This window comes from Novosphingobium mathurense (assembly GCF_900168325.1).
Taxonomy (GTDB): Bacteria; Pseudomonadota; Alphaproteobacteria; order Sphingomonadales; family Sphingomonadaceae; genus Novosphingobium; species Novosphingobium mathurense.
Genome location: NZ_FVZE01000002.1, coordinates 226,115 through 247,910 on the forward strand (window position 1 = coordinate 226,115; position 21,796 = coordinate 247,910).

Below are 21,796 nucleotides of genomic sequence, written 5' to 3' on the forward strand. Positions count from 1 at the left end.
TTACTCCTGTTCCTTTACGAACGTCAGGCGTTCGGGTCGACGGGGTTCGAGATGAACCCGACCGTCGGATAGCCCGAGATCTGGACGTTGTAGATCGCACCGGCAACGCACCGCCACGGGGCGTTCACGTCGCCGCGGATGTGCACCTGCGGGATGAGGTCCGGATTCTTCATCAGGGCCTCGGCGCCGCCTTCGCGCTTCACGATCGAGTCGAGGCGCTTGAAGGCACGGTCGCGCAGTTCTTCCGCAGTGACCGGTGTGATGTTGTTGAAGTAGACGCGGCACTCGCCATTGCGCGATGCGCCCGTGTAACCGGGTTCACCTGCGTTGCGACCGGCATCGTCAGTCGTCGAAACGGTGAGGAGCAGGTTTTCGACCTTGTCCTTCGATTCAACCGACTTGATGATCGGAATGTGCAGCTTTTCGATCGTCTGGATCGCGACCGGAACCGCGATCAGGAAGATGATCAGAAGCACCAGCATGACGTCGACGAGCGGCGTCGTGTTGATGTCGGACATCGGTGAGTCTGCACCGCCTCCGCCCGTGGATATCGCCATAGTCTTATCCTAATCCTAGCGTTGCCCTGGGGAGGCGACGGACACGCATGCATCGCTCCGTCGCCTTGGGCCCCGAAAACGCGGCAGCTTGAGTACCTGCCGCGTTTCTAGCGTCTTACGACTTGGCCGGAGCGGCAGCCGGCTTGGCCGGAGCAGCCTTGGCCGGAGCAGAAGCGATGGCGGGCTTCACGGCGCCCTTCGAGTTGATGTTCGCGAGAACGTCGTTCGAGAAGCCGGTCAGCATTTCCGCGATGCGCTTGTTGCGGCTCTGGAGGTAGTTGTAGGCGAGAACGGCGGGAACGGCGACGAGCAGACCCAGCGCGGTCATGATCAGAGCTTCACCGACCGGACCGGCGACCTTGTCGATCGAGGCCGAACCGGCGATGCCGATGGCGATCAGAGCGCGGTAGATGCCGACGACGGTACCGAACAGACCGATGAACGGTGCGGTCGCGCCGACGGTGGCAAGGAACGGCAGACCCGAAGCGAGACGCGCGTTGATGGTCGATTCCGAGCGAGCGAGCGAGCCGTGGAGCCAGTCGTGGGCTTCGAGCGAATCGGTCATCTTGGCGTGCTGGTCTTCAGCGGCGATGCCGTCGTCGACGAGCTGGCGCCATGCGCTGTTCTTTTCGAGCTTGGCGGCGCCTTCACGCAGGGTGGGAGCCTTCCAGAAGCTGGTGCGGACAGTGTTGAACTGGCGCAGGATCTTCGACTGTTCGAACCACTTGGTGAACAGGATGTAGAACGAACCGAAGGACATAATGCCGAGAATGATCACGGTCGCGTAGGCGATGAAGCCGCCCTGCTCGAGGGCTTCAGCGAAACCGAATTTGTTCTGAGGCGCGGCGGCTTCGCCGGCAGCGGCGAGGATGTCAACGATAAGCATGCGATTTTACCTCTCAAGAAGAATGCAGGAGTTGGCCGGGGTCCGCTCAGGACCCTGCCGTACAGGAGTTAGTTGAGCTTGTAGACGATCGCGGTCGAATACGTATCCGTCGTCGGATTACCCGCGGTGTCGAGGGCCGGGTTGAAGCGTGCGTAGCGGCTCATGCCGTCACATGCAGCTTCGTCCAGGTCCGGGCTGCCGCTCGAGCTCGTTACCGAGCATGCGGTAACCCTGCCGTCCGGGCCGATGGACACGCGCACGCCAACGCGACCTTCACGCTCTTCACGAGCGGCGCGGGTCGGGTAGTTGGCCTGGATGCGGGCTGCCCAGCTGTTCATGCCCTTGGGCGTGGCGCCCTTGGACTTGGACGGCGGCGGCGGCGGCGGCGGGGGTGCTGCAGTCTGGATGACCACAGGCGGCGGCGGCGGCGGGGTGATCACGGTCTGCACCGGCGGCGGGGCCGGAGCGATGTTGATCGGCGGCGGCGGCGCCACAATGGGCGGCGGCGGTACATTTTCCTGTTTCGGAGGTGGCGGCGGCGGCTCTTCCTCCTTGGGTTTCTCTTCCTTGATGTCCACGGTAGTCACCTTATTGATGACTTTCTTCGCCGCCTCGTAGGCGAGGCCCGTGACTAGCGCATAGCCGACGAAGACGTGGATCAGCGCGACAATGACAAGCGCGGTAATCTTATTACCGCTCATTTGCTGGTCAGCGTAAGCCATTCAGACGCATCACTCCATTACCAAGCCCCGGACGAATCCAAGGGCGACCATGGCCTTCGCAGTTGCGAAGTCCATGACGAAACTTAAATTACCCACCCTGACGGCTGACAACCCTTAACCCGTAGACGGTGCAACGGGGGACCGGGCCGAGGGGCGTTTTTTTGTTTTTGCCCCGTTTTGCGAGCTTCATTAGCGGTGAAGCCCCCCCTGCGCAATGTCTTATGAGCGTGACAGAGGTTAACCGTCAATTCAGCCCCGTTCGTACGAAATTATCGCCAAGCGATTTTGAGCCTGTCAATCGACAGGCCTATACAGTTTGTTCTTTCTACGGAGATACCGTTCCATGTCATCCAAATTGCGCGTACTTGCGAATGGGTTCGCAGGGATCTTGCTCGCTTCGCAAGCTTTTCCCGTACTCGCGCAGGATAGCGCGGCAGTGTCCACCGGCGTTACTTACGCCGACGTCGCCGACCTAGCTGATTCGTCAGGTCTGGTGATCCATGCACAGGTTCGAAAAATGATCCGGGTGGCCGACGAGAGGGCGCCTGGCCTGAAACCGGGCATGGCGCGCTTCTATGTTCAGGCCGATACGAAGGCGCTGCTGACCGGTTCGACGCCGCTCGGCGAATCAGTCGCGTACCTCGTCGACCTCCCGCTCGATGCGCGCGGCAAGGCACCCAGCCTCAAGAAGCAGGACGTCCTGCTCTTCGCACGTGCGGTAAAGGGAAGGCCCGGCGAGATCCAGCTTGTGTCGCCCGAGGCACAGCAGCTCTGGACGCCGGAGGCCGATGCCGAAGTCCGCCGCGTGCTCCAGGCCCTCGTCGCGCCCGATGCTCCTGCGAAGGTGACCGGGGTTCGCGAAATTCTCTACGTGCCGGGAACGCTGGCCGGGCAGGGGGAGACCCAGATCTTCCTCTCGACCAAGGATGGCTCGGCAGCCTCGATCACCGTGCGCCATGAGCCCGGACAGCCGCCGGTCTGGGGGGCCTCCTTTTCCGAGCTGATCGCCGATGTCGGCAATCCGCCCAGGCGCGACACGCTCGAATGGTACCGCCTCGCCTGTTTCCTGCCGAACACGCTGTCGCCCAAGTCCAATGTTTCCGAAAGCTTCGCGGCGCGCCGACAGGCCGAATCCGACTACCGGATGGTTCTGGGCGAACTCGGCGTGTGCCGCCGCACATTGGGTCAGGGGAACTGAAGGGGCGGCGTGGATGCGGGGCGCCTTCAACAGGGTCGCCTTGCGGCAAGATTGACGGTTGGCGCGGGAATGTACTGGCAATTCCGCCCCGCCTCGCCTAGGGCGCGCTCCCGAAAGGGAAGTCCATGGTAGAACCGCTCAATATCGCACTTGCAGGCCTGGGTACCGTCGGTACCGGCGTCGTCCGTCTCATCGAGACCAATGCGGAGCTTATTGCCCGCCGTGCAGGGCGTCCGATTCGCATTGCCGCGGTCAGTGCGCGCGACCGCACCAAGGATCGCGGTGTCGACCTGACGCAGTATGTCTGGGAAGACGATCCCGCAGCACTTGCGGCACGCGATGACGTCGATGTCGTCGTGGAGCTGGTGGGCGGCTCGGATGGTCCGGCGCTGTCTCTCGCACGCAAGGCGATCGGTAATGGCAAGGGCCTGGTCACTGCCAACAAGGCGATGATTGCCCATCACGGACTTGAGCTGGCTTCGGCTGCCGAAGCCGCCGGCGTGGCCCTGAAGTTCGAAGCGGCGGTTGCCGGGGGCATCCCGGTCATCAAGGGCCTGAGCGAAGGCGCCGCAGCCAACGAGATCGAGCGCGTCTACGGCATTCTCAACGGCACCTGCAATTACATCCTCTCCACCATGGAGGATACCGGCCGGGACTTCACCGATGTTCTCGAGGAAGCGCAGCGCCTGGGTTATGCGGAAGCCGATCCGACCTTCGACATCGAAGGCATCGATGCTGCACACAAGCTGTCGATCCTTGCCGCCATCGCCTTCGGTTCGCGCCTGCGTTTCGACGCCGTGGAGACCATGGGCGTCTCGCCGGTCAAGGCTGCGGACATCGAGCAGGCCCGTTCGCTGGGCTACGTCATCCGCCTGATCGGCATGGCCGAGATCGACCGCCTCGATGGCGGAGTCGGTCTCTTCCAGCGGGTGCGGCCGCATCTCGTTCCGATCGACCACCCGCTCGCGCATGTCGACGGGGCTACGAACGCCGTAGTCGCCGAGGGCAACTTCATGGGCCGCCTGCTGTTTCAGGGCGCCGGCGCCGGTGACGGGCCGACTGCGAGCGCCGTGGTCGCCGACATCATCGACATCGCGCGTGGCGAAAAGGGCGCGGCCTTCTCGATGCCGGCGAACGAGCTTGAAGATATCGCTCCGGCACCGACCGGTCACCGCAACAGCCGGTCCTACCTTCGCTTCATCGTCCACGACCGCCCTGGCGTTCTTGCCGAGATCACGGCGGCTATGCGCGATGCAGGCGTTTCCATCGAAAGCCTGATCCAGAAGGCTCCTTCGGACGATGCGGGTGAAGTCATCATCGCCGTCGTCACGCACGAGGGACCGGAATCGGCAGTCACAGAGGCCATGCGCATTCTGGACGGATCGGACAGCCTCGCGGGCCAGCCGCTGGTCATGCAGATCATCGCCAACTGATCGCGCAGCCCGAGCAAGGGATCGGGCGCAGTTCTGCGGCCCGATCCTCCGTCTCGGGGTCAGTCGGCGCGCATCTCGCCCTTGGCGATCTTGTCGGCATCCGATCCTTCCGGGGCTTCGGGGATCGATGAAAGGTCGATGATGTAGGGTTGGGTCACTCTGCCGAAGCCCATCGTCGCCTTGCCCTTGAAGATGCCGTTTCCGGCAACATCGGGCGGGCGAAGCTGGCCGTCGTTCAATGCTTCCTTCGAATTGGGATCGCTCTCGGCGGTGGACGGCATGCGAAATTCGTCCTGCTTGGGCGCGCAGACGACGATGTCGCCCCGCCGCTCCGGCGCAGTGCAGCGATTGGTCAGCTTGTCCGGCGTCACGCGGCCGCCCGCCATCATCCTTTCCGCCAGTTCCCGATCAGCGTCGCTCACCTGTGCCATTGCCGGGATGGGCGCAAATGCAACCAGCGCGAAAACGAAAGGCCACCTTCTCGACAATTCCAATTCCTCTGTCTAAGCGGTCCGAACCTTTCCTCCTCGGATTAATCCGGAGTGAACATGTCCGACAAGAAAACTCCTGCAAGTAAAGTTCTCGATCGCGTTCTCGTTCTCGAAATGGTGCGCGTTACTGAGGCAGCGGCCATTGCCGCGTCTGAACTAATTGGTCGCGGTGACGAGAAAGCTGCCGATCATGCCGCCGTTGAGGCCATGCGCAAGGCTTTTGACGAACTTTATATCGACGGGACTGTCGTGATTGGTGAGGGAGAGCGGGACGAGGCTCCCATGCTCTTCATCGGCGAGAAGGTCGGCGGTGCACCTGACCGGGGGCCGAAGATCGACATCGCGCTCGACCCGCTGGAAGGCACGACGATCACGGCCAAGGCCGGGCCGAATGCGCTGGCGGTGCTGGCTGCCGCCGAAGAAGGCGGCCTGCTCAACGCGCCCGATGTTTACATGGACAAGCTGGCGGTAGGGCCGGGCTATCCGGAGGGCGTGATCGACCTCAACAAGACGCCGACCGAGAACATCAAGTCGATCGCCGCGGCCAAGGGCGTCGATCCTCACGAGATCATCGTATGCGTGCTCGACCGACCGCGCCATGCCGACCTGATCGAGGAACTGCGCGCGATCGGTTGCGGCATCCAGCTCATCCCCGATGGCGATGTCGCCGGCGTGATCGCGGTTACCGACGAGACGACCACGATCGACGTCTACATGGGTTCGGGTGGTGCGCCCGAGGGCGTGCTGGCCGCTGCTGCGCTGCGCTGCGTGGGCGGGCAGATGCAGGGGCGCCTGCTGTTCCGTAATGACGATGAGCGGGCCCGTGCGCGCAAATGGGGGATCGAGGACCTGAACAAGGTCTACGCGCTTAACGAACTGGCCAAGGGCGACTGCATCTTCGCGGCGACCGGCGTGACCAGCGGTTCGCTGCTCGATGGCGTGAAGCGCCTCAAGGGCGGCAAGATGACAACCGAAAGCGTCGTCATGCGCGCAAGTTCGGGAACGGTGCGCTGGATCAAGGGCGAACACCGCCACTGATCGCCTCGTCCAGACGATTCAGGCAGTTAGGGCCGGGTCCGTTGGTGCGGGTCCGGCCTTACCGCTTGTGGCGGGGGAGAAAAACCTGCCGCGCTCTATTGCAATCGCATGACGCATGGCTAGAGGCCTGCGCCATCAGCCCAAAAACTATCGGCCGTCTCGGGGATTCGCGATGAAGATCATGTCCGGCAACAGCAACCTTCCGCTTGCGCGCGCTATCGCGGGCTATCTGGAGTTGCCGCTAACCGATGCCAGCGTCCGGCGCTTCGCCGACGAGGAAATCTTCGTCGAAATCCATGAGAACGTGCGCGGCGAAGATGTCTTCGTCGTCCAGCCGACGAGCTTCCCGGCGAACGACAACCTGATGGAACTGCTGATCTGCATCGACGCGCTGCGCCGCGCTTCGGCCAAGCGGATCACGGCTGTCGTTCCCTACTTCGGCTATGCCCGCCAGGACCGCAAGCCCGGACCGCGCACGCCGATCTCGGCCAAGCTCGTTGCCAACCTGATCACCGAAGCCGGCGCCGACCGCGTCCTCTCGGTCGACCTGCACGCCGGTCAGATCCAGGGCTTCTTCGATATCCCGACCGACAACCTCTTCGCAGCGCCGGTCATGGCGGCCGATATCCAGGCCCGCTACGGCGACCAGTCGCTGATGGTGGTCTCGCCTGACGTCGGCGGCGTGGTCCGCGCCCGCGCGCTGGCCAAGCGTCTCGACAATGCGCCGCTGGCCATCGTCGACAAGCGGCGCGATCGTCCGGGCCAGTCCGAGGTCATGAACATCATCGGCGACGTCAAGGGCCGCGCCTGCATCCTGATCGACGACATCATCGATTCGGGCGGCACCCTGTGCAATGCCGCGCAGGCGCTGATGGACGAGGGCGCGGTCAGCGTCACCGCCTACATCACCCACGGTGTGCTCTCTGGTGCGGCGGTTTCGCGCGTGAACAATTCGGCGCTCAAGGAACTGGTGATCACCGATTCGATTCAGGCCACCGAGGCCGCCCGCGAATCGGATCGCATCCGCATCCTGACCATCGCGCCGCTGATCGGCGAGGCGATTCGCCGTATCGCTGACGAAAGCTCGGTTTCCAGCCTCTTCGACTGAGCTGGATCCGCTTCCAATCAAACGATGAAGGGCTGGCGCTGCGAGTGTGGCGTCCGGCTCGTCACGCCCAGGGTCTGTCTTCTCCGGGCTGGAGCCGCTTGAGCGCTTCCAGCCTGCGGGCCTGCCGCGATTCGAGGGCCAGGGTCAGGATCGGCTGCGGCGTGCTCTGGAACTGGCGCGGCGACATTCCGAACAGTTCGGTGAATTCGTGGATGAGGTGGCTTTCATCGTAATAGCGCAGGGTGATCTCGTCGCCCTCGTTCCTGTCCGCCACGCCGCGCAGGTAGCTTGCCATGTCGAGCGCGCGGGCGCGGCGCAAGACCTGCTTGGGTGACATGCCGAAGTCACGGCTGACCATGCGTTCGAGCTTGCGGCGTTCGACGCCGCAATCGCGCGCCGCCTGGGCGACGGTGATGTTGGGATTGCTGAACGCCAGCTCTTCGAAGCGGGAGATGATCGGATCGGGCTGCTTTGCGTCGATCTGAGCGATTCGCTGCCGAATCATCTCTTCCAGTCCCTGCAGCCAGTCTTCCGGGGTTCCATCCGGATCGATGCGTGAAAGGATGTTGGCCGAGGGCGTTTTGACCGCATCGGTCACGACCAGCCGGTCCACGAATTCGCGCACGTGCAGGCCCTGCAGCGTGAGGCAGGCACCCGGGCGCAAGGCAAGGCCGACGCTTGTGAAGCTGCCCGTTACCGAAACGGGCATGCGCCGCGACTGAGGGCCGAAAAATAGTGCAGCCTTGCCGAAATGTTCGGGGCCTGTAGCCGTCACCGCCCTCCAGTCGCCGGCAAGCTGGATACGCACGCAGGCGGTGTCGTTGAACAGCCCGCAGGACAACCGATAGTCCTCAGGTGCGGTTACTTTGGTCACGTACAGGCGACCTACCCACGGGGCCAGGTCCGGTGCAGGTGCCCGGTTATAGGAAAGGGGTTGGCCTCCACTAGTCATCCCCTGTTCCGACGCTATGGACGAGTCCACGGCCGGACGTTTCTTGCGATGCATGCCCCTCTTTCGTTAAGTTAAAACCCCTTAACCATGAAATACAATGTCGCTCCAAGTGTCGCAATGTAGGAAATTCATACATTCCTTTTAGCCGACCTGCAATTTTCTTACAGGTACTGCAGTTAACATATTGCCGCTTGACCAGTCCGGAAAGCTGCAGGCAGAGGGTGCCCATGAAGATCGATCAGGACCTCGCCCTTGCCCTGCGTCTGGCGGATGCCGCCGGCGATGCGATTCGCCCGCACTTTCGTTCCGGACTCAATGCCGAGCGCAAGGATGATGCCTCACCGGTAACGGTGGCCGACCGCGCCGCCGAAGAGGCGATGCGCCGGATCCTCAAGGCGGAAGTGCCGCGCGACGAGATCGTCGGCGAGGAATTCGGCACCGAAGCCGGAACATCGGGCCGGACCTGGGTGCTCGACCCGATCGACGGCACCGTCTCGTTCATCGCGGGTCGGCCGATCTTCGGCACCCTGATCGCCCTGCTGGTCGACGGCTGGCCCGTGATGGGCGTGATCGATCAGCCGATTCTCGGTGAGCGTTGGGTGGGCGCCAGCGGCATGGCGACCACGTTCAATGGACGCGAGGTGCGCACCCGGACCTGCCGCCAACTCTCCGATGCCATGCTGGCGACGACTGGCCCGCAATATTTCGACGACCATCAGGGCGACCACTTCATGGCCCTTGCCGCCCGCACCGACCATCGCCGGATGATGATGGGCGGGGACTGCTATAATTATGGCCTGCTTGCTTCGGGGCAGATCGATCTCGTCTGCGAGGCCGGGTTGAAGCTGCACGATTGGGCTGCTCTCGTGCCGATCGTCGAAGGGGCGGGCGGGACGATGTGCGACTGGAACGGTGAGCCGCTTCACGCCGCCTCGGGCGGTGAAGTCCTTGCGATCGGCGATCCGGCGCGACTGGAAGACGTCGTGGAAGCGCTGGCTTGCCATCACTGATCGGTGACGGCCCGAAGCGGTGACGCGGCTGCGATTATTCGTTTACGGTACGCTTCAGCCCCACGCGGGAACCCGCATGGGCGAATGGATCGCGGCGCGCTGCGGGGCAAGCGCAGAAGCCAGCGTTCCCGGACGGATTCATGCGATTCGCGTCAGCAGTGGCTGGTTTCCCGCTCTGGTTCCGGCGGCATCCGCGCAACGCGTGCGCGGCACCTTGTGCGACCTTGAACTGGCGGCAGGCGAATTGTCCATTCTCGATCGTTATGAAGGCAGGGAATACCGCCGCGCGGCGATGCCGGTGCGCACCGACCAGGGATTGCGAATCGCGGCGCAGGTCTATCTCTGGCGGATCCCGCTTCCCGCTCATGCTCGCCCGATAGTCGGCGGTGATTTCCTCGCATGGCTCAAGGAGAGCCGGTCGAGTGCTTTCACCACGTTGCGTAACGGGGTGTGAACGTCGGTCTGGCGCCTCTTCGCGCTTGCCTTGCGGCGGACTTCCCACTAAGGGCGCGACCTTCAATCGACGCGGTCGAATCTCCACAACGGGGATTCGGCGTGCTGGTCTGGCCATGAAGGGCTGCCACGGCTGGTGCGACGTGTCCCTGAAAAGGAGTCGAAAATGCCCAAGTTGAAGACGAAGAGCGGCGTCAAGAAGCGCTTCAAGCTCACCGCCACCGGCAAGGTGAAGCACGGCGTTGCCGGCAAGCGTCACCGCCTGATCAGCCATAACGGCAAGTACATCCGCCAGAATCGCGGCACCGAGGTCATTTCCGACGCCGATGCCAAGACGATCAAGAAGTGGGCGCCCTACGGGCTCAACTGAGGAGTACTGACCGATGAGCCGTATCAAGAGGGGTGTAACCACCCGCGCCAAGCACAAGCGTATTCTGGACCAGGCCAAGGGCTACCGCGGCCGCCGCAAGAATACGATCCGCGTCGCTCGCCAGGCCGTCGAAAAGGCCGGCCAGTACGCCTATCGCGACCGCAAGGTTAAGAAGCGGACTTTCCGCGCGCTCTGGATCCAGCGTATCAACGCTGCCGTCCGCGCCGAAGGCCTGACCTACTCGCAGTTCATCCACGGCGCCAAGCTCGCCGGGATCGAACTCGACCGCAAGACGATGGCCGACCTCGCCATGAACGAGGGTTCGGTTTTCTCGGCGGTGATCAAGCAGGCGAAGGAAGCGCTTCCGGCCTGATCGGAACCGCTTTCCGCCCGGGCCCGACAGCCCGGACCGAGATCAGGAATGGGCGCGGATGCATGAATCCGCGCCCATTTTCTTGCGTGCGCAGAACTTTGCATTAAGTTCGCTGTTCCAGTTAGGAGCTTGAAAGGATGCCCCCGTCCTGCAAGGTGTCTGCGGAATACATGAGCACCTCTCCGAGGTTGCAGCGCTATTTCGCCGGGGTTTTCCTGATTGAGATCGAAGTCGATGGCGATGGTTTCGTCGAAGACTTCATGTTTCCCGACTGGGCAACCCTGCGGTTCAATCATGTGCCGCTCGTCGGCGGCATGACGCGCGAGGGGCAATCGCTCGGCACGGCGACGTTTTCCGTCTCGGGGCCACGCTCGCAGGAGGCGTACCTGCGGACAGGGACCATTCGCCAGTGGGGCGTGCTGCTCCATCCACTGGGCTGGGCGCTGCTGATCGGAGAGCCCGCGCGTGCCTATGCCAACCGGCTGGCCGATGGCATGACCCATCCCGCCTTCGCCAAGTTCAGGCCATTGGCGCAGACACTGTTCGGACCCGTGCCCGACCGGCAGGGCGAACTGGACCGCCTGACCCGATTTTTCGATGGACTCGAGCCGCTGCAGGATCCTTCCGCCCGCAGCATCGCCGAAGTCTACGAAGCGCTTTACGATCCGGATATCGAGACGGTGCCGCAACTGGTCGACCGTTCGGGCGTCAGCCGCCGCACGCTGGAGCGATTGTGCCAGCGCGCCTTCGGGTTCTCACCCAAGACGCTCCTGCGTCGTCAGCGCTTCCTGCGCAGCCTGATCGACTTCACCGTCGACCCGACGCTCAAGTGGATGGGGGCGATGGACGCCGCCTATCACGACCAGGCGCAGTTCGTTCGAGACTTCCGCGAGTTCATGGGCATGACCCCGTCCGAATACGGGCAGCTTGCCAAGCCGGTCGTCGAGCCGATCATTCGCGAGCGGACGCGCTATTCCCGCGAAGTCGCGCGCGAACTGCAGCAAGGTGCGGGCTGGCGCGAGATCAAGCCCGCGCTGTGAAGAATTGCGCCTTCGCGCCGCGCTATCCTGCTCTTTCGTTGCGATTCGCGGCTGACCTGCCTAAGGACCGCGGCTCGATACCAGCAAAGCAGCAGGCAGACGACACGTGGACTACGCAGCAACCGGCCAGGAGGCGCTCTCGCGGATAGCGGGGGCATCCGATCTCGATACGCTGGAGGCGCTGCGCGTCGAATTTCTGGGTAAGCAAGGCTCGATCTCGGGCCTGCTCAAGACCCTGGGCAAGATGAGCCCCGATGAACGCAAGGTCGAAGGCCCCAGGATCCACGGTCTGCGCGAGAGCGTTACCGAGGCGCTGACCGCACGCAAGGACGCGCTGGAAACCGCGGCGCTCGATGCCCGCCTCGAATCCGAGACCATCGACCTTTCGCTGCCCGCGCCTGAGCAGCCGCGCGGATCGGTACACCCGGTCTCGCAGGTGATGGACGAACTGGCGGAAGTCTTCGCCGACATGGGCTTTGCCGTTGCCACCGGTCCCGAGATCGAAGACGACTGGCACAACTTCACCGCGCTCAACATGCCCGAAAGCCATCCGGCGCGCGCTATGCACGACACCTTCTATTTCCCCGACCGCAACGAAGGCGGGCGCGAGATGCTGCTGCGCACGCATACCTCGCCGGTGCAGATCCGTTCGATGCTCGATGTGGTGAAGCACAATCCTGGCGGGGCACCGCTGCGCGTCATCGCGCCGGGGCGCGTCTATCGTTCCGACAGCGATGCCACGCACACGCCGATGTTCCACCAGATCGAGGGCCTCGTCATCGACAAGGGCATCCACCTGGGGCACCTCAAGTGGACCTTGGAAACCTTCCTCAAGGCCTTCTTCGAACGTGACGATATCGTGCTGCGCCTGCGTCCCAGCTACTTCCCCTTCACCGAACCCTCGGTCGAAGTCGACGTGGGTTATGCCTACGAGGGCGGTCGCCGCGTCGTGGGCGGATCGGGCGATGCGCCGGGCCATGCCTGGATGGAAGTGCTGGGCTCGGGTATGGTCAATCGCCGCGTCATCGAGGCCGGCGGGCTCGATCCCGACGAATGGCAGGGCTTTGCCTTCGGTACCGGCGTCGACCGACTCGCCATGCTGAAGTACGGCATGGACGACCTGCGCGCCTTCTTCGACGGCGACGTTCGCTGGCTCTCTCACTACGGCTTCTCCGCCCTCGACGTGCCGACCCTTTCGGGTGGCGTCGGTACCCCGGCCTGAGCGGAAGGAAAGAACACATGAAATTCTCGCTCGCCTGGCTCAAGCGCTACATCGAAACCGAAGCGACCGTCGACGAAGTGGCGGCCACGCTCAATGCCATCGGCCTTGAAGTCGAAGGCATCGAGGACCCTGCCGCTAGGCTCGCCGGCTTTCGCGTCGCCAAGGTTTTGACCGCTGCGCGTCACCCCGATGCCGACAAGCTGCAGGTGCTCACGGTCGATACCGGCGAGGGCGATCCGATCCAGGTCGTCTGCGGTGCCCCGAATGCGCGTGCCGGGCTCATCGGCGTACTGGGCCTGCCCGGTGCGACGGTTCCCGCCAACGGCATGGTCCTCAAGGTTTCCGCCGTGCGCGGCGTCGAATCGAACGGCATGATGTGCTCCACGCGCGAGCTGGAGCTGGGTGAAGACCACGATGGGATCATCGAGCTGCCCGAAGACGCGCCGGTCGGCACCGATTTCGCCGCCTATCACGGCGCGAGCCCGATCATCGAAGTGGCAATCACCCCCAACCGGCCGGACTGCATGGGTCTCTTCGGCATTGCCCGCGACCTGGCTGCGGCCGGCCTCGGCACACTCAAGCCGATCAGGGTGGAGCACGTCGAAGGCACTTTCCCGTGCCCGGTCGAAATCCGTACTGACGATCCTGATGGCTGCCCGGCCTTCTACGGCCGCGTGATCAAGGGTGTGAAGAACGGCCCGTCGCCCCAGTGGCTGCAGGACCAGCTGCTCTCGGCAGGCCAGCGTCCGATTTCGGCACTGGTAGACATCACCAATTACCTGATGCTCGGCCATGGTCGTCCGGCCCATGCCTACGATCTGGCCAAGCTGTCGGGTCCCGTGGTCGCCCGCCGGGCCCGCGATGGCGAGACCGTCGTTGCGCTGAATGAGAAGAGCTACACGCTCGATGGCGAGATGACCGTGATCGCCGACGACAACGGCGTGCACGACATCGCCGGCATCATGGGCGGCGAGCATTCGGGATGTTCCGACGAGACGACCGACGTCCTGCTCGAGATCGCCTATTTCGATCCGGTTCGCATTGCCAAGACGGGGCGCATGCTCAATCTCACCTCGGATGCGCGCAGCCGCTTCGAGCGGGGCATCGATCCGCAGTTCCTCGACACCGGTCTCGATTTCCTGACTGTGCTGATCCAGATGATCTGCGGCGGCGAGGCTTCGCACGTGGTTCGCGCCGGTGCGGCGCCGGCTTCGCCCAAGATCGTCCATTTCGAGCCCGGCTTGACCGAGAAGCTCGGCGGCGTTGCGGTACAGCCCCAAGAGCAGCAGCGCATCCTTGAGGCGCTGGGCTTCTCGGTAGTCGCCGAGGAAACGAATTTCGACAAGGCCTGGGCCGTGACCGTCCCGGGCTGGCGTCCGGACATCGACGGCGCGCCCGACATCGTCGAGGAAGTGGTGCGCATCCACGGGCTAGACAAGGTGGAAAGCGTTGCCCTGCCGCGTGCCGATGGCGTCGCCCTGCCGACTGCCACGGCCATGCAGAAGCTGGAGCGCCGCGTTCGCCGCGCCGCTGCTGCGCGCGGCATGCACGAGGCGGTGACCTGGTCGTTCCTTCCCGAAGCAGAAGCCGCGGCCTTTGCCCATGGCGAAGGGGCCCTGTGGACCCTGTCGAACCCGATCAGCGAAGACATGAAGGTCATGCGTCCCTCGCTGCTGCCGGGCCTGCTTTCCGCTGCGCGTCGCAACCTCGACCGCGGCGCGGCCAGCTTGCGCCTGTTCGAGATCGGCCGCCGCTATCTGCGGGGCCAGGCGGGCATGAGCGACGAGCGCCTGACCCTCGGCGTCGTGCTTGCTGGCGAGAAGGCGTCGCGTGGCTGGGCAACGGGCAAGGCGACGGCTTTCGACGCCTTCGACGCCAAGGGTGAAGTGCTGGCGCTGCTCGCCGAGGCGGGCGCCCCTGTCGAGAAGCTCCAGGTCATGGGCGAGGCCGGGCCGCAGTTCCATCCCGGGCAGTCGGCGACGCTGCGCCTCGGGCCCAAGAACGTGCTGGCGCGCTTCGGCATGATCCATCCCAAGGTGGCGAAGCAATTCGACATCGATGGGCAGGTGGCCCTGGCCGAGATCTATCTCGATGCCATCCCGGCAAAGAAGGGCGCGGCCAGCTTCGCCCGGATCAAGTATGCGCCGCCTGCGCTGCAGGCGATCACGCGCGACTTTGCCTTCCTCGTTCCGCTTGAGACGCCGGCGGGCGATCTCGTGCGGCTGGTGCAGGGCGCGGACAAGGCGAACATCGTCTCGGCCCGCCTCTTCGACGATTTCCGCGGCGCCGGCGTTCCCGAGGGCCAGAAGTCGCTGGCCCTTGAAGTGACGCTCCAGCCGCAGGAAAAGAGCTACAAGGAAGAAGACCTCAAGGCGATTGCCGACAAGGTGACCGCCGCTGCCGCCAAGCTCGGGGCCGTGCTGCGCGGCTGACCGACCAGGACAGGAGATCGCCGGTGCCGGAAGTGGAATTGCTGACTATCGGTTCCGGCGATCTGACCGCCCGGATCAATCCCTTCGGGGCCGAACTCTGGTCGCTGACCGACGCGCTCGGGCGCGAGTTCATGACCGACGCAGACCCGGCGTTCTGGGGCGGCCATGCTCCGCTCCTGTTCCCCATTGTCGGCGCCCTCAATGGCGACAGGTACCTGCTCGACGGGCAGGAATTTGCCTTGCCCAAGCACGGCTTCGCTCGAAATTCCCTGTTCGAAGTTATCGAGGCGGATGAAAGCCGCGCCCGCTTTCGCCTGACGGACAGCGATGAAACCCGCGCGGTCTATCCTTTCGCCTTTGCGCTGGAGGTGGAGTTCCATCTGACAGGCATGACGCTGCATATGGCGACGACGGTTCGCAACGCCGGCAATGCGTCGCTGCCCTTCAGTTTCGGCTATCATCCCGCCTTCGCCTGGCCGCTGCCCGGCGGGTCGGAAAAGGCCGATCACGTCATCGTGTTCGCCGAGCCCGAGCCGCAGCCGATCCGGCGAATCGATCCGTCGAGCGGCCTGCTTCTGTCGGAAGCCTTCGAAACCCCGGTGGAAGGGCACCATCTGGAACTCGACGCCGCGCTGTTCGAGCCGGACGCGATGATCTGGGACGCGCCGACGAGCCGCTCGCTGACTTTCGGGACGCCCGGCGGTTCCCAGCTGGCCATCGCCTTTCCCGATACGCCGATGCTGGGGATCTGGCAGAAACCGGGCGCGCGCTACTTGTGCATCGAGCCCTGGCAGGGCCACGCCGATCCGGTGGGATACGCCGGCGATTTCCGGAGCAAGCCTGGAATCGTTGAACTCGAACCCGGCGCCAGCCGTTCGTTCCGCATGGACGTGACCGTCCTGACGGCCGATTGAAGGAGATCAAGATGAAGACCGTTCTCGTCACCGGTGCCACGGCCGGTATCGGCGAAGCCTGTGCCCGCGCCTTCGTGAAGGCCGGGTGGCGCGTGGTGGCAACCGGTCGCCGGGCGGAGCGGCTCGCCGCATTGGTGGGCGAACTGGGCGCGGACAATGTCCACCCCTGCATTTTCGATGTGCGCGATGAAGCGGCCCGCGATGCCGCCTTGGCCGCGCTTCCCGAAGAATTCGCGCAGATCGACTGCCTCGTGAACAATGCCGGGCTCGCGCTCGGTACCCAGCCCGCGCAGAAGTCCGATCTCGATGAATGGAAGACGATGATCGAGACCAACGTGACCTCGCTGGTCTCGCTCACCCACAAGCTGCTGCCCGGGCTGATCGCGCGCAAGGCGGTGATCGTGAACCTTTCCTCGGTTGCGGCGACCTATCCCTACACCGGTGGCAACGTCTACGGCGGCACGAAGGCCTTCGTACGTCAATTCTCGCTGGGCCTGCGCTCGGACCTCTCGGGCACCGGGGTGCGGGTCACCTCGATCGAGCCGGGCATGGTCGAGACCGAGTTCACTGTCATTCGCACGGGCGGGGATCAGGACGCCTCGGATCGGCTTTATGCCGGCGTGAACCCGTTGACGGGGGCGGATATCGCTGACGTCGTGCTGTGGGTCGCCAGCCAGCCGCCGCACGTCAATATCAATGCCCTGGAGCTGATGCCGGTCAATCAGTCCTTCGCCGGCTTCCAGGTCGCCCGCGAAGGGTAAGCGCACGAAAGTTGCGGTTAGGCGCGCGCGCCACTAAAGGCGCGCCCATGACTGCATCGCGCCGCACCTTCGCCATCATCTCGCATCCTGACGCGGGCAAGACGACCCTGACCGAGAAGCTCCTGCTTCAAGGCGGGGCGATTCACCTTGCCGGACAGGTCAAGGCGCGCGGACAGGCGCGCCGCGCACGCTCGGACTGGATGAAGATCGAGCAGCAGCGCGGCATCTCGGTGACCAGCTCGGTCATGACCTTCGAGCGCACCGATGCCGATGGCAACACAATCACCTTCAACCTGCTCGACACGCCGGGCCACGAGGACTTTTCCGAGGATACCTACCGCACGCTGACGGCGGTCGATTCGGCGATCATGGTGATCGACGCGGCCAAGGGCATCGAGCCGCAGACCCGCAAGCTGTTCGAGGTCTGCCGCCTGCGCTCGGTACCGATCATCACTTTCGTCAACAAGGTCGACCGCGAAGGCCGGGCCTGCTTCGACCTGCTCGACGAAGTGGCCGACGTCCTCGCGCTCGATGTCTGCCCGATGTCCTGGCCGGTCGGCATGGGCGGCCTGTTCCAGGGCATTCTCGACCTCAAGAGCGGCAGGGTCAGCCGTCCGGAAGGGGGCAGCAAGGAATTCCTCGGCAAGGTCGATGAAGACGTCGAACTGCCCGGGGAGGTTGCCGAGGAAATCGAGCTGGCCCGGGCCGGCTATCCCGAATTCGACATCGAAGCCTATCGCGGTGGCGACCTGACACCGGTGTTCTTCGGTTCCGCACTCAAGAACTTCGGCGTGGTCGAGCTGATCGACGCAATCGCGAAATTCGCGCCGCCGCCGCGCCCGCAGCCGACCGAGGCCGGTCCGGTCGATCCCGGACACAAGGAAGTCACCGGCTTTATCTTCAAGGTCCAGGCCAACATGGACCCGATGCACCGCGACCGCATCGCCTTCATGCGGCTGGTGTCCGGCACCTTCAAGCGCGGCATGAAGCTGACACCGTCAGGGCTGGGCAAGCCGATCGCGGTGCACTCGCCGATTCTCTTCTTTGCGCAGGACCGCGAAATCGCCGACAGCGCCGAGCCGGGCGACATCATCGGCATTCCCAACCACGGCACCCTGCGCGTGGGCGATACCCTGTCCGAGAAGAACCAGATTCGCTTCACCGGCCTGCCCAACTTCGCGCCGGAAATCCTGCGCCGCGTCGCACTCAAGGACCCGACCAAGACCAAGCAGCTGCGCAAGGCACTCGACGACCTGTCCGAAGAGGGCGTCATCCAGGTCTTCTACCCGGAGATCGGTTCGCAATGGATCGTCGGCGTCGTCGGCCAGCTCCAGCTCGACGTGCTGATCTCGCGGCTGGAGGCGGAGTACAAGGTCGAGGCGATGCTCGAGGCTTCGCCTTTCGATACGGCGCGCTGGATCAAGGGCAGCGACAAGGCGCTCCGGGATTTTGCCGACTTCAACAAGATGAACCTGGCCAAGGACCGTGACGGCGATCCGGTGTTCATGGCCAAGTCGGCCTGGGACGTGGGCTACCAGCAGGAACGCAATCCGGATCTGACTTTCAGCGCCACCAAGGAGCGTTGAGCCGTTCGATCCGCAGGGAACCCGCCACCGGCTTCGCGGATTGATCCTGCACAGACCTTGGCAGCCTCCGGATCGTCGGTGATACTCTGCCTGAAAGGCGGCCCGGTCGGGGCCTGCAGGAGCGGTTTCGGGCGTGAAGATCAGGTTTGCGAGTTATAACATCCACAAGGCGGTCGGCCTCGACCGTCGGCGCGATCATGAGCGGATTTTGCGCATCCTGCGCGAGGTCGATGCCGATATCGTCGCCCTTCAGGAAGTGGACCGCCGTTTCGGCCGAAGGATGGCGGCGCTGCCTCTCGATGCGATCCACGATGCGACCGACTACCACCCGGTCCCGATGTCGATGAAGCCGGACAGCCTGGGCTGGCACGGCAACGCGATCCTCGTGCGCAAGGGCATCGATCTCGTCGAAGCGGCGCCCGTGCCCTTGCCGGTGCTCGAACCGAGGGGTGCGGTGCGGGCCGACCTCATGGTTGAGGGGCAGCGTTTTCGCGTCGTGGGCATGCATCTCGACCTGTCGGGCCTGCGCAGGCGCCACCAGGTGCGCAGCGTCCTCGCCCACGTCGCCGATTGCGATCACGATTGCCCCACGGTCCTGATGGGGGACCTTAACGAATGGGCGGTCCACGGCGGCTGCTTCCGCGAATTCGATGCAAGCTGGCGGGTGTTGGCGCCTGGGCAGAGTTTCCCGGCGCGGCGACCGATCGCCCGGCTGGATCGCATTATCGTGTCGCCTCAATGGGAAGTGCTCGAGACTAAAGTCCACCACAGTCCCCTTTCGGCGGTCGGGTCGGACCATTTGCCCGTCCATGCCTCGCTAGGGCTGCCTAAAAAATAGGCAACTGCTCAGGAATCGGGCGCCGACCTGTGCTGTGGGTGAGGCTGCCGGGCTCGAATCCGCCTTGAATCTTGCCATTTCGTAAATTGGCACGCGGCTTGCTTGGCATGTCTGCAGCCGGCGCTGGGCCGGCGACAGACAGGGGATAGGCATGAAGTTCATCATAGCCATCATCAAGCCCTTCAAGCTCGACGAAGTTCGGGAAGCGCTGGGTGCGATCGGTGTTGCAGGCATGACCGTGTCCGAGGTGAAGGGATTCGGGCGCCAGAAGGGTCAGACGGAAATCTATCGTGGGGCCGAGTATTCGACCAACATGCTGCCGAAGGTGAAGATCGAGGTCGCCGCGACCGACGATCTGGCTGCCAAGATCGTGGAAACGATCCAGCAGGTGGCGAGCACCGAAGCAATCGGCGACGGCAAGATCTTTGTCCTCGACCTTGCTGCGGCAGTGCGCATCCGCACCGGCGAATCCGGCGACACCGCGCTTTGACAGGCGCTTCCGACAGGAGGGAATCCACGATGATCCGCAAGATGATTTGCGGCGCAGGCGTACTCGGTGCGTCCATGTTCGCCGCCATGCCCGCCTGGGCCCAGGAAGCCGCCGCAGCGGCCGCTCCGGTCCCCAACCCCGGTAACAATGCCTGGATGATGACCTCGACCGTTCTGGTCCTGCTTATGATCCTGCCCGGCCTTGCCTTGTTCTACGGCGGTCTGACCCGCTCCAAGAACATGCTTTCGACCATGACCCAGATCGGCGCTGCCGCTGCGCTCGCCATGATCATCTGGGTGATCTACGGTTACTCGACCGCATTCGGTCCCGAAGGCAATGCCTTCTTCGCCTGGGGCAACGCGTTCCTGGCGAACACCACGCCGGACAGCACGGCCGCCACGTTCTCTGACGAAGTCATCAGCGAATACGTCTTCATCTGCTTCCAGATGACCTTCGCCGCGATCACCGCTGCCCTCGTCCTGGGCGCGACGGTTGAGCGCATGAAGTTTTCGGCAGTCATGGCTTTCACCGCCGTGTGGCTCACCATCGTCTATTTCCCGATCGCGCACATGGTGTGGGCGAGCGGCGGCCTTCTCTTCGAGATGGGCGCTCTCGACTTCGCCGGCGGTACGGTCGTTCACATCAACGCCGGTGTTTCGGCTCTCGTTGCCGCGCTGATCCTCGGCAAGCGCAAGGGCTACCCGAGCGAGCCGATGCCGCCGCACTCGCTGACGCTGACCATGGTCGGCACCGGCCTGCTGTGGGTGGGTTGGTTCGGCTTCAACGCCGGTTCCGAACTCGAGGCTGACGGCACCGCCGGTCTCGCCATGATCAACACTTTCGTCGCCACCGCTTCGGCCGGCCTGTTCTGGATGCTTGCGGAGCGGTTCTCGGGTCACAAGGGTTCGGCATTGGGCTTCTGCTCGGGTATCGTCGCCGGCCTCGTCGCCGTTACCCCGGCAGCTGGCAACTCGGGCCCGTTCGGCGCGATCGTCCTCGGCGCCATCGCTTCGCTCATCTGCTTCATCATGGTCTCGAAGGTGAAGCCGGCGCTCGGATACGATGACTCGCTGGATGCTTTCGGCGTTCACGGCATCGGCGGCATCGTCGGCGCCATCGGCACCGGCTTCGTCTATCAGCCGGGTCTCGGTGGGCCGGGCGACGGTTCGACCGCGATGGGCGCCCAGGTGTGGATCCAGATCCAGGCGGTCCTTCTCTCGATTGCATGGGCTGCAGTCGGCACCGTCATCGCGATCTTCATCGCCAAGCTGATCACCGGCCTGCGCGTCACTCCCGAAGTCGAGCAGGAAGGCCTCGACATCGGCGAGCATGGCGAGCGCGCCTACAACTAAGTTCCTAGAGTTTGGCGGCGGCGGGTACTTCATCCTCTCCTCCCATCCGTCGTCGCCAACCGGTGTTCCTCCTGCGAACACAGACTGTAAGGGCCGGAGCCAGCCGCTCCGGCCCATTTTTCTGTCTGCGCCATTTCACTGTGTTTTCCGGCCGGCATGTGTGATGCTGCCAACCGGTTCCGGTAATGGCCGGGATGAACGCGCTAACGGGCGGGGTGCGCGATGAAATACATCACGGCTATCATCAAACCCTTCAAGTTCACGGAAGTGAAGGATGCCCTCGGGTCGGCTGGGATCTCCGGCATGACGGTCTCCGAAGTCAGCGGCTTCGGTCGTCAGAGGGGGCAGACGGAAGTCTACCGCGGCGCGGAGTACGCATCGTCCATGCTGCCCAAGATCAGGCTCGAGATTGCCGTTCCGGATGGGCTTGCCGACAGGATCGTCGAAGTCATTCGCCGCACGGCGAACAATGACGAAATCGGCGACGGCAAGATTTTCGTTTACGAGCTCGCCGACGTCCGGCGAATCCGGACCGGAGAACAGGGAGAACCGGCGCTCTGACCCCCGGTC

At 64.0% G+C, this 21,796-nt stretch carries 23 protein-coding genes; 18 read left to right on the forward strand and 5 right to left on the reverse strand.

From position 1 onward, the window contains the following. Window positions 1-23: 23 nt before the first annotated feature. From B5483_RS07890 to B5483_RS07900, 3 genes are all read right to left on the reverse strand, one after another. A complete protein-coding gene (locus B5483_RS07890) occupies window positions 24-557 on the reverse strand; it encodes an ExbD/TolR family protein (protein WP_176167978.1) in 534 nt (177 codons plus the stop codon). A 115-nt stretch (window positions 558-672) separates the two neighbouring features. Beyond that, entirely contained in the window at window positions 673-1,443 is a 771-nt protein-coding gene (locus tag B5483_RS07895; protein WP_054946579.1) for a MotA/TolQ/ExbB proton channel family protein, read from the reverse strand. A gap of 68 nt (window positions 1,444-1,511) precedes the next feature. Next, window positions 1,512-2,165: an energy transducer TonB gene (locus B5483_RS07900; protein ID WP_054946580.1), complete on the reverse strand. Its 654-nt coding sequence runs from the start codon at window positions 2,163-2,165 to the stop codon at window positions 1,512-1,514. Window positions 2,166-2,508: 343 nt separating this feature from the next. On the opposite strand from B5483_RS07900, the gene B5483_RS07905 reads away from it, so the two are divergent. Beyond that, entirely contained in the window at window positions 2,509-3,363 is an 855-nt protein-coding gene (locus B5483_RS07905; protein ID WP_079730012.1) for a hypothetical protein, read from the forward strand. Window positions 3,364-3,488: 125 nt separating this feature from the next. After that, window positions 3,489-4,796, forward strand: coding sequence for a homoserine dehydrogenase (locus tag B5483_RS07910; protein WP_079730013.1), 1,308 nt, complete (start codon window positions 3,489-3,491; stop codon window positions 4,794-4,796). 59 nt (window positions 4,797-4,855) lie between these two features. On the opposite strand, the gene B5483_RS07915 is transcribed toward B5483_RS07910, so the two are convergent. Further along, on the reverse strand, window positions 4,856-5,218 hold the full coding sequence (locus tag B5483_RS07915) for a hypothetical protein (protein WP_245828890.1): 363 nt from the start codon (window positions 5,216-5,218) through the stop codon (window positions 4,856-4,858). A 126-nt stretch (window positions 5,219-5,344) separates the two neighbouring features. Between B5483_RS07915 and glpX the strand changes: the two genes are divergently transcribed. Then, entirely contained in the window at window positions 5,345-6,325 is a 981-nt protein-coding gene (gene glpX / locus B5483_RS07920) for a class II fructose-bisphosphatase (protein WP_054946583.1), read from the forward strand. A gap of 172 nt (window positions 6,326-6,497) precedes the next feature. After that, window positions 6,498-7,433, forward strand: a complete 936-nt coding sequence (locus B5483_RS07925; RefSeq protein ID WP_054946584.1) for a ribose-phosphate pyrophosphokinase — start codon at window positions 6,498-6,500, stop codon at window positions 7,431-7,433. Between the two features lie 61 nt (window positions 7,434-7,494). Here B5483_RS07925 and B5483_RS07930 read toward each other — a convergent pair whose 3' ends face one another. Further along, window positions 7,495-8,439 (reverse strand): helix-turn-helix domain-containing protein, encoded by a 945-nt coding sequence (locus tag B5483_RS07930; RefSeq protein ID WP_079730014.1) that lies wholly within the window; start codon window positions 8,437-8,439, stop codon window positions 7,495-7,497. A gap of 173 nt (window positions 8,440-8,612) precedes the next feature. On the opposite strand from B5483_RS07930, the gene hisN reads away from it, so the two are divergent. The 14 genes from hisN to B5483_RS08000 all read left to right on the forward strand — a co-directional run bounded on the left by hisN (window position 8,613) and on the right by B5483_RS08000 (window position 21,787). Continuing rightward, window positions 8,613-9,395 carry a histidinol-phosphatase gene (gene hisN / locus B5483_RS07935; RefSeq protein WP_079730015.1) on the forward strand — a complete coding sequence of 261 codons (783 nt, stop codon included), beginning with the start codon at window positions 8,613-8,615 and terminating at the stop codon, window positions 9,393-9,395. A 19-nt stretch (window positions 9,396-9,414) separates the two neighbouring features. After that, on the forward strand, window positions 9,415-9,849 hold the full coding sequence (locus B5483_RS07940; RefSeq protein WP_255352295.1) for a gamma-glutamylcyclotransferase family protein: 435 nt from the start codon (window positions 9,415-9,417) through the stop codon (window positions 9,847-9,849). Window positions 9,850-10,014: 165 nt separating this feature from the next. Beyond that, window positions 10,015-10,218, forward strand: a complete 204-nt coding sequence (rpmI, locus tag B5483_RS07945) for a 50S ribosomal protein L35 (RefSeq protein WP_007012839.1) — start codon at window positions 10,015-10,017, stop codon at window positions 10,216-10,218. A gap of 13 nt (window positions 10,219-10,231) precedes the next feature. Beyond that, complete coding sequence (rplT, locus tag B5483_RS07950; protein WP_007012840.1) at window positions 10,232-10,591, forward strand: 50S ribosomal protein L20; 360 nt, start codon at window positions 10,232-10,234, stop codon at window positions 10,589-10,591. A 170-nt stretch (window positions 10,592-10,761) separates the two neighbouring features. Then, window positions 10,762-11,631, forward strand: a complete 870-nt coding sequence (locus B5483_RS07955; protein WP_245828892.1) for a helix-turn-helix domain-containing protein — start codon at window positions 10,762-10,764, stop codon at window positions 11,629-11,631. A 106-nt stretch (window positions 11,632-11,737) separates the two neighbouring features. Continuing rightward, on the forward strand, window positions 11,738-12,853 hold the full coding sequence (gene pheS / locus B5483_RS07960; protein WP_079730017.1) for a phenylalanine--tRNA ligase subunit alpha: 1,116 nt from the start codon (window positions 11,738-11,740) through the stop codon (window positions 12,851-12,853). A gap of 17 nt (window positions 12,854-12,870) precedes the next feature. Further along, window positions 12,871-15,285 carry a phenylalanine--tRNA ligase subunit beta gene (gene pheT, locus B5483_RS07965; RefSeq protein WP_079730018.1) on the forward strand — a complete coding sequence of 805 codons (2,415 nt, stop codon included), beginning with the start codon at window positions 12,871-12,873 and terminating at the stop codon, window positions 15,283-15,285. 23 nt (window positions 15,286-15,308) lie between these two features. Then, on the forward strand, window positions 15,309-16,199 hold the full coding sequence (locus tag B5483_RS07970) for an aldose 1-epimerase family protein (protein WP_139383938.1): 891 nt from the start codon (window positions 15,309-15,311) through the stop codon (window positions 16,197-16,199). A gap of 11 nt (window positions 16,200-16,210) precedes the next feature. Beyond that, on the forward strand, window positions 16,211-16,960 hold the full coding sequence (locus B5483_RS07975) for an SDR family NAD(P)-dependent oxidoreductase (protein ID WP_054946686.1): 750 nt from the start codon (window positions 16,211-16,213) through the stop codon (window positions 16,958-16,960). Window positions 16,961-17,007: 47 nt separating this feature from the next. Beyond that, window positions 17,008-18,546 carry a peptide chain release factor 3 gene (locus B5483_RS07980; protein ID WP_054946590.1) on the forward strand — a complete coding sequence of 513 codons (1,539 nt, stop codon included), beginning with the start codon at window positions 17,008-17,010 and terminating at the stop codon, window positions 18,544-18,546. Between the two features lie 133 nt (window positions 18,547-18,679). Further along, a complete protein-coding gene (locus B5483_RS07985) occupies window positions 18,680-19,384 on the forward strand; it encodes an endonuclease/exonuclease/phosphatase family protein (protein ID WP_079730019.1) in 705 nt (234 codons plus the stop codon). 151 nt (window positions 19,385-19,535) lie between these two features. Then, window positions 19,536-19,874 (forward strand): P-II family nitrogen regulator, encoded by a 339-nt coding sequence (locus B5483_RS07990; RefSeq protein WP_007012848.1) that lies wholly within the window; start codon window positions 19,536-19,538, stop codon window positions 19,872-19,874. Window positions 19,875-19,903: 29 nt separating this feature from the next. Beyond that, on the forward strand, window positions 19,904-21,226 hold the full coding sequence (locus B5483_RS07995; RefSeq protein ID WP_079730020.1) for an ammonium transporter: 1,323 nt from the start codon (window positions 19,904-19,906) through the stop codon (window positions 21,224-21,226). 222 nt (window positions 21,227-21,448) lie between these two features. Continuing rightward, on the forward strand, window positions 21,449-21,787 hold the full coding sequence (locus B5483_RS08000; RefSeq protein ID WP_054946593.1) for a P-II family nitrogen regulator: 339 nt from the start codon (window positions 21,449-21,451) through the stop codon (window positions 21,785-21,787). Window positions 21,788-21,796 lie beyond the last annotated feature (9 nt).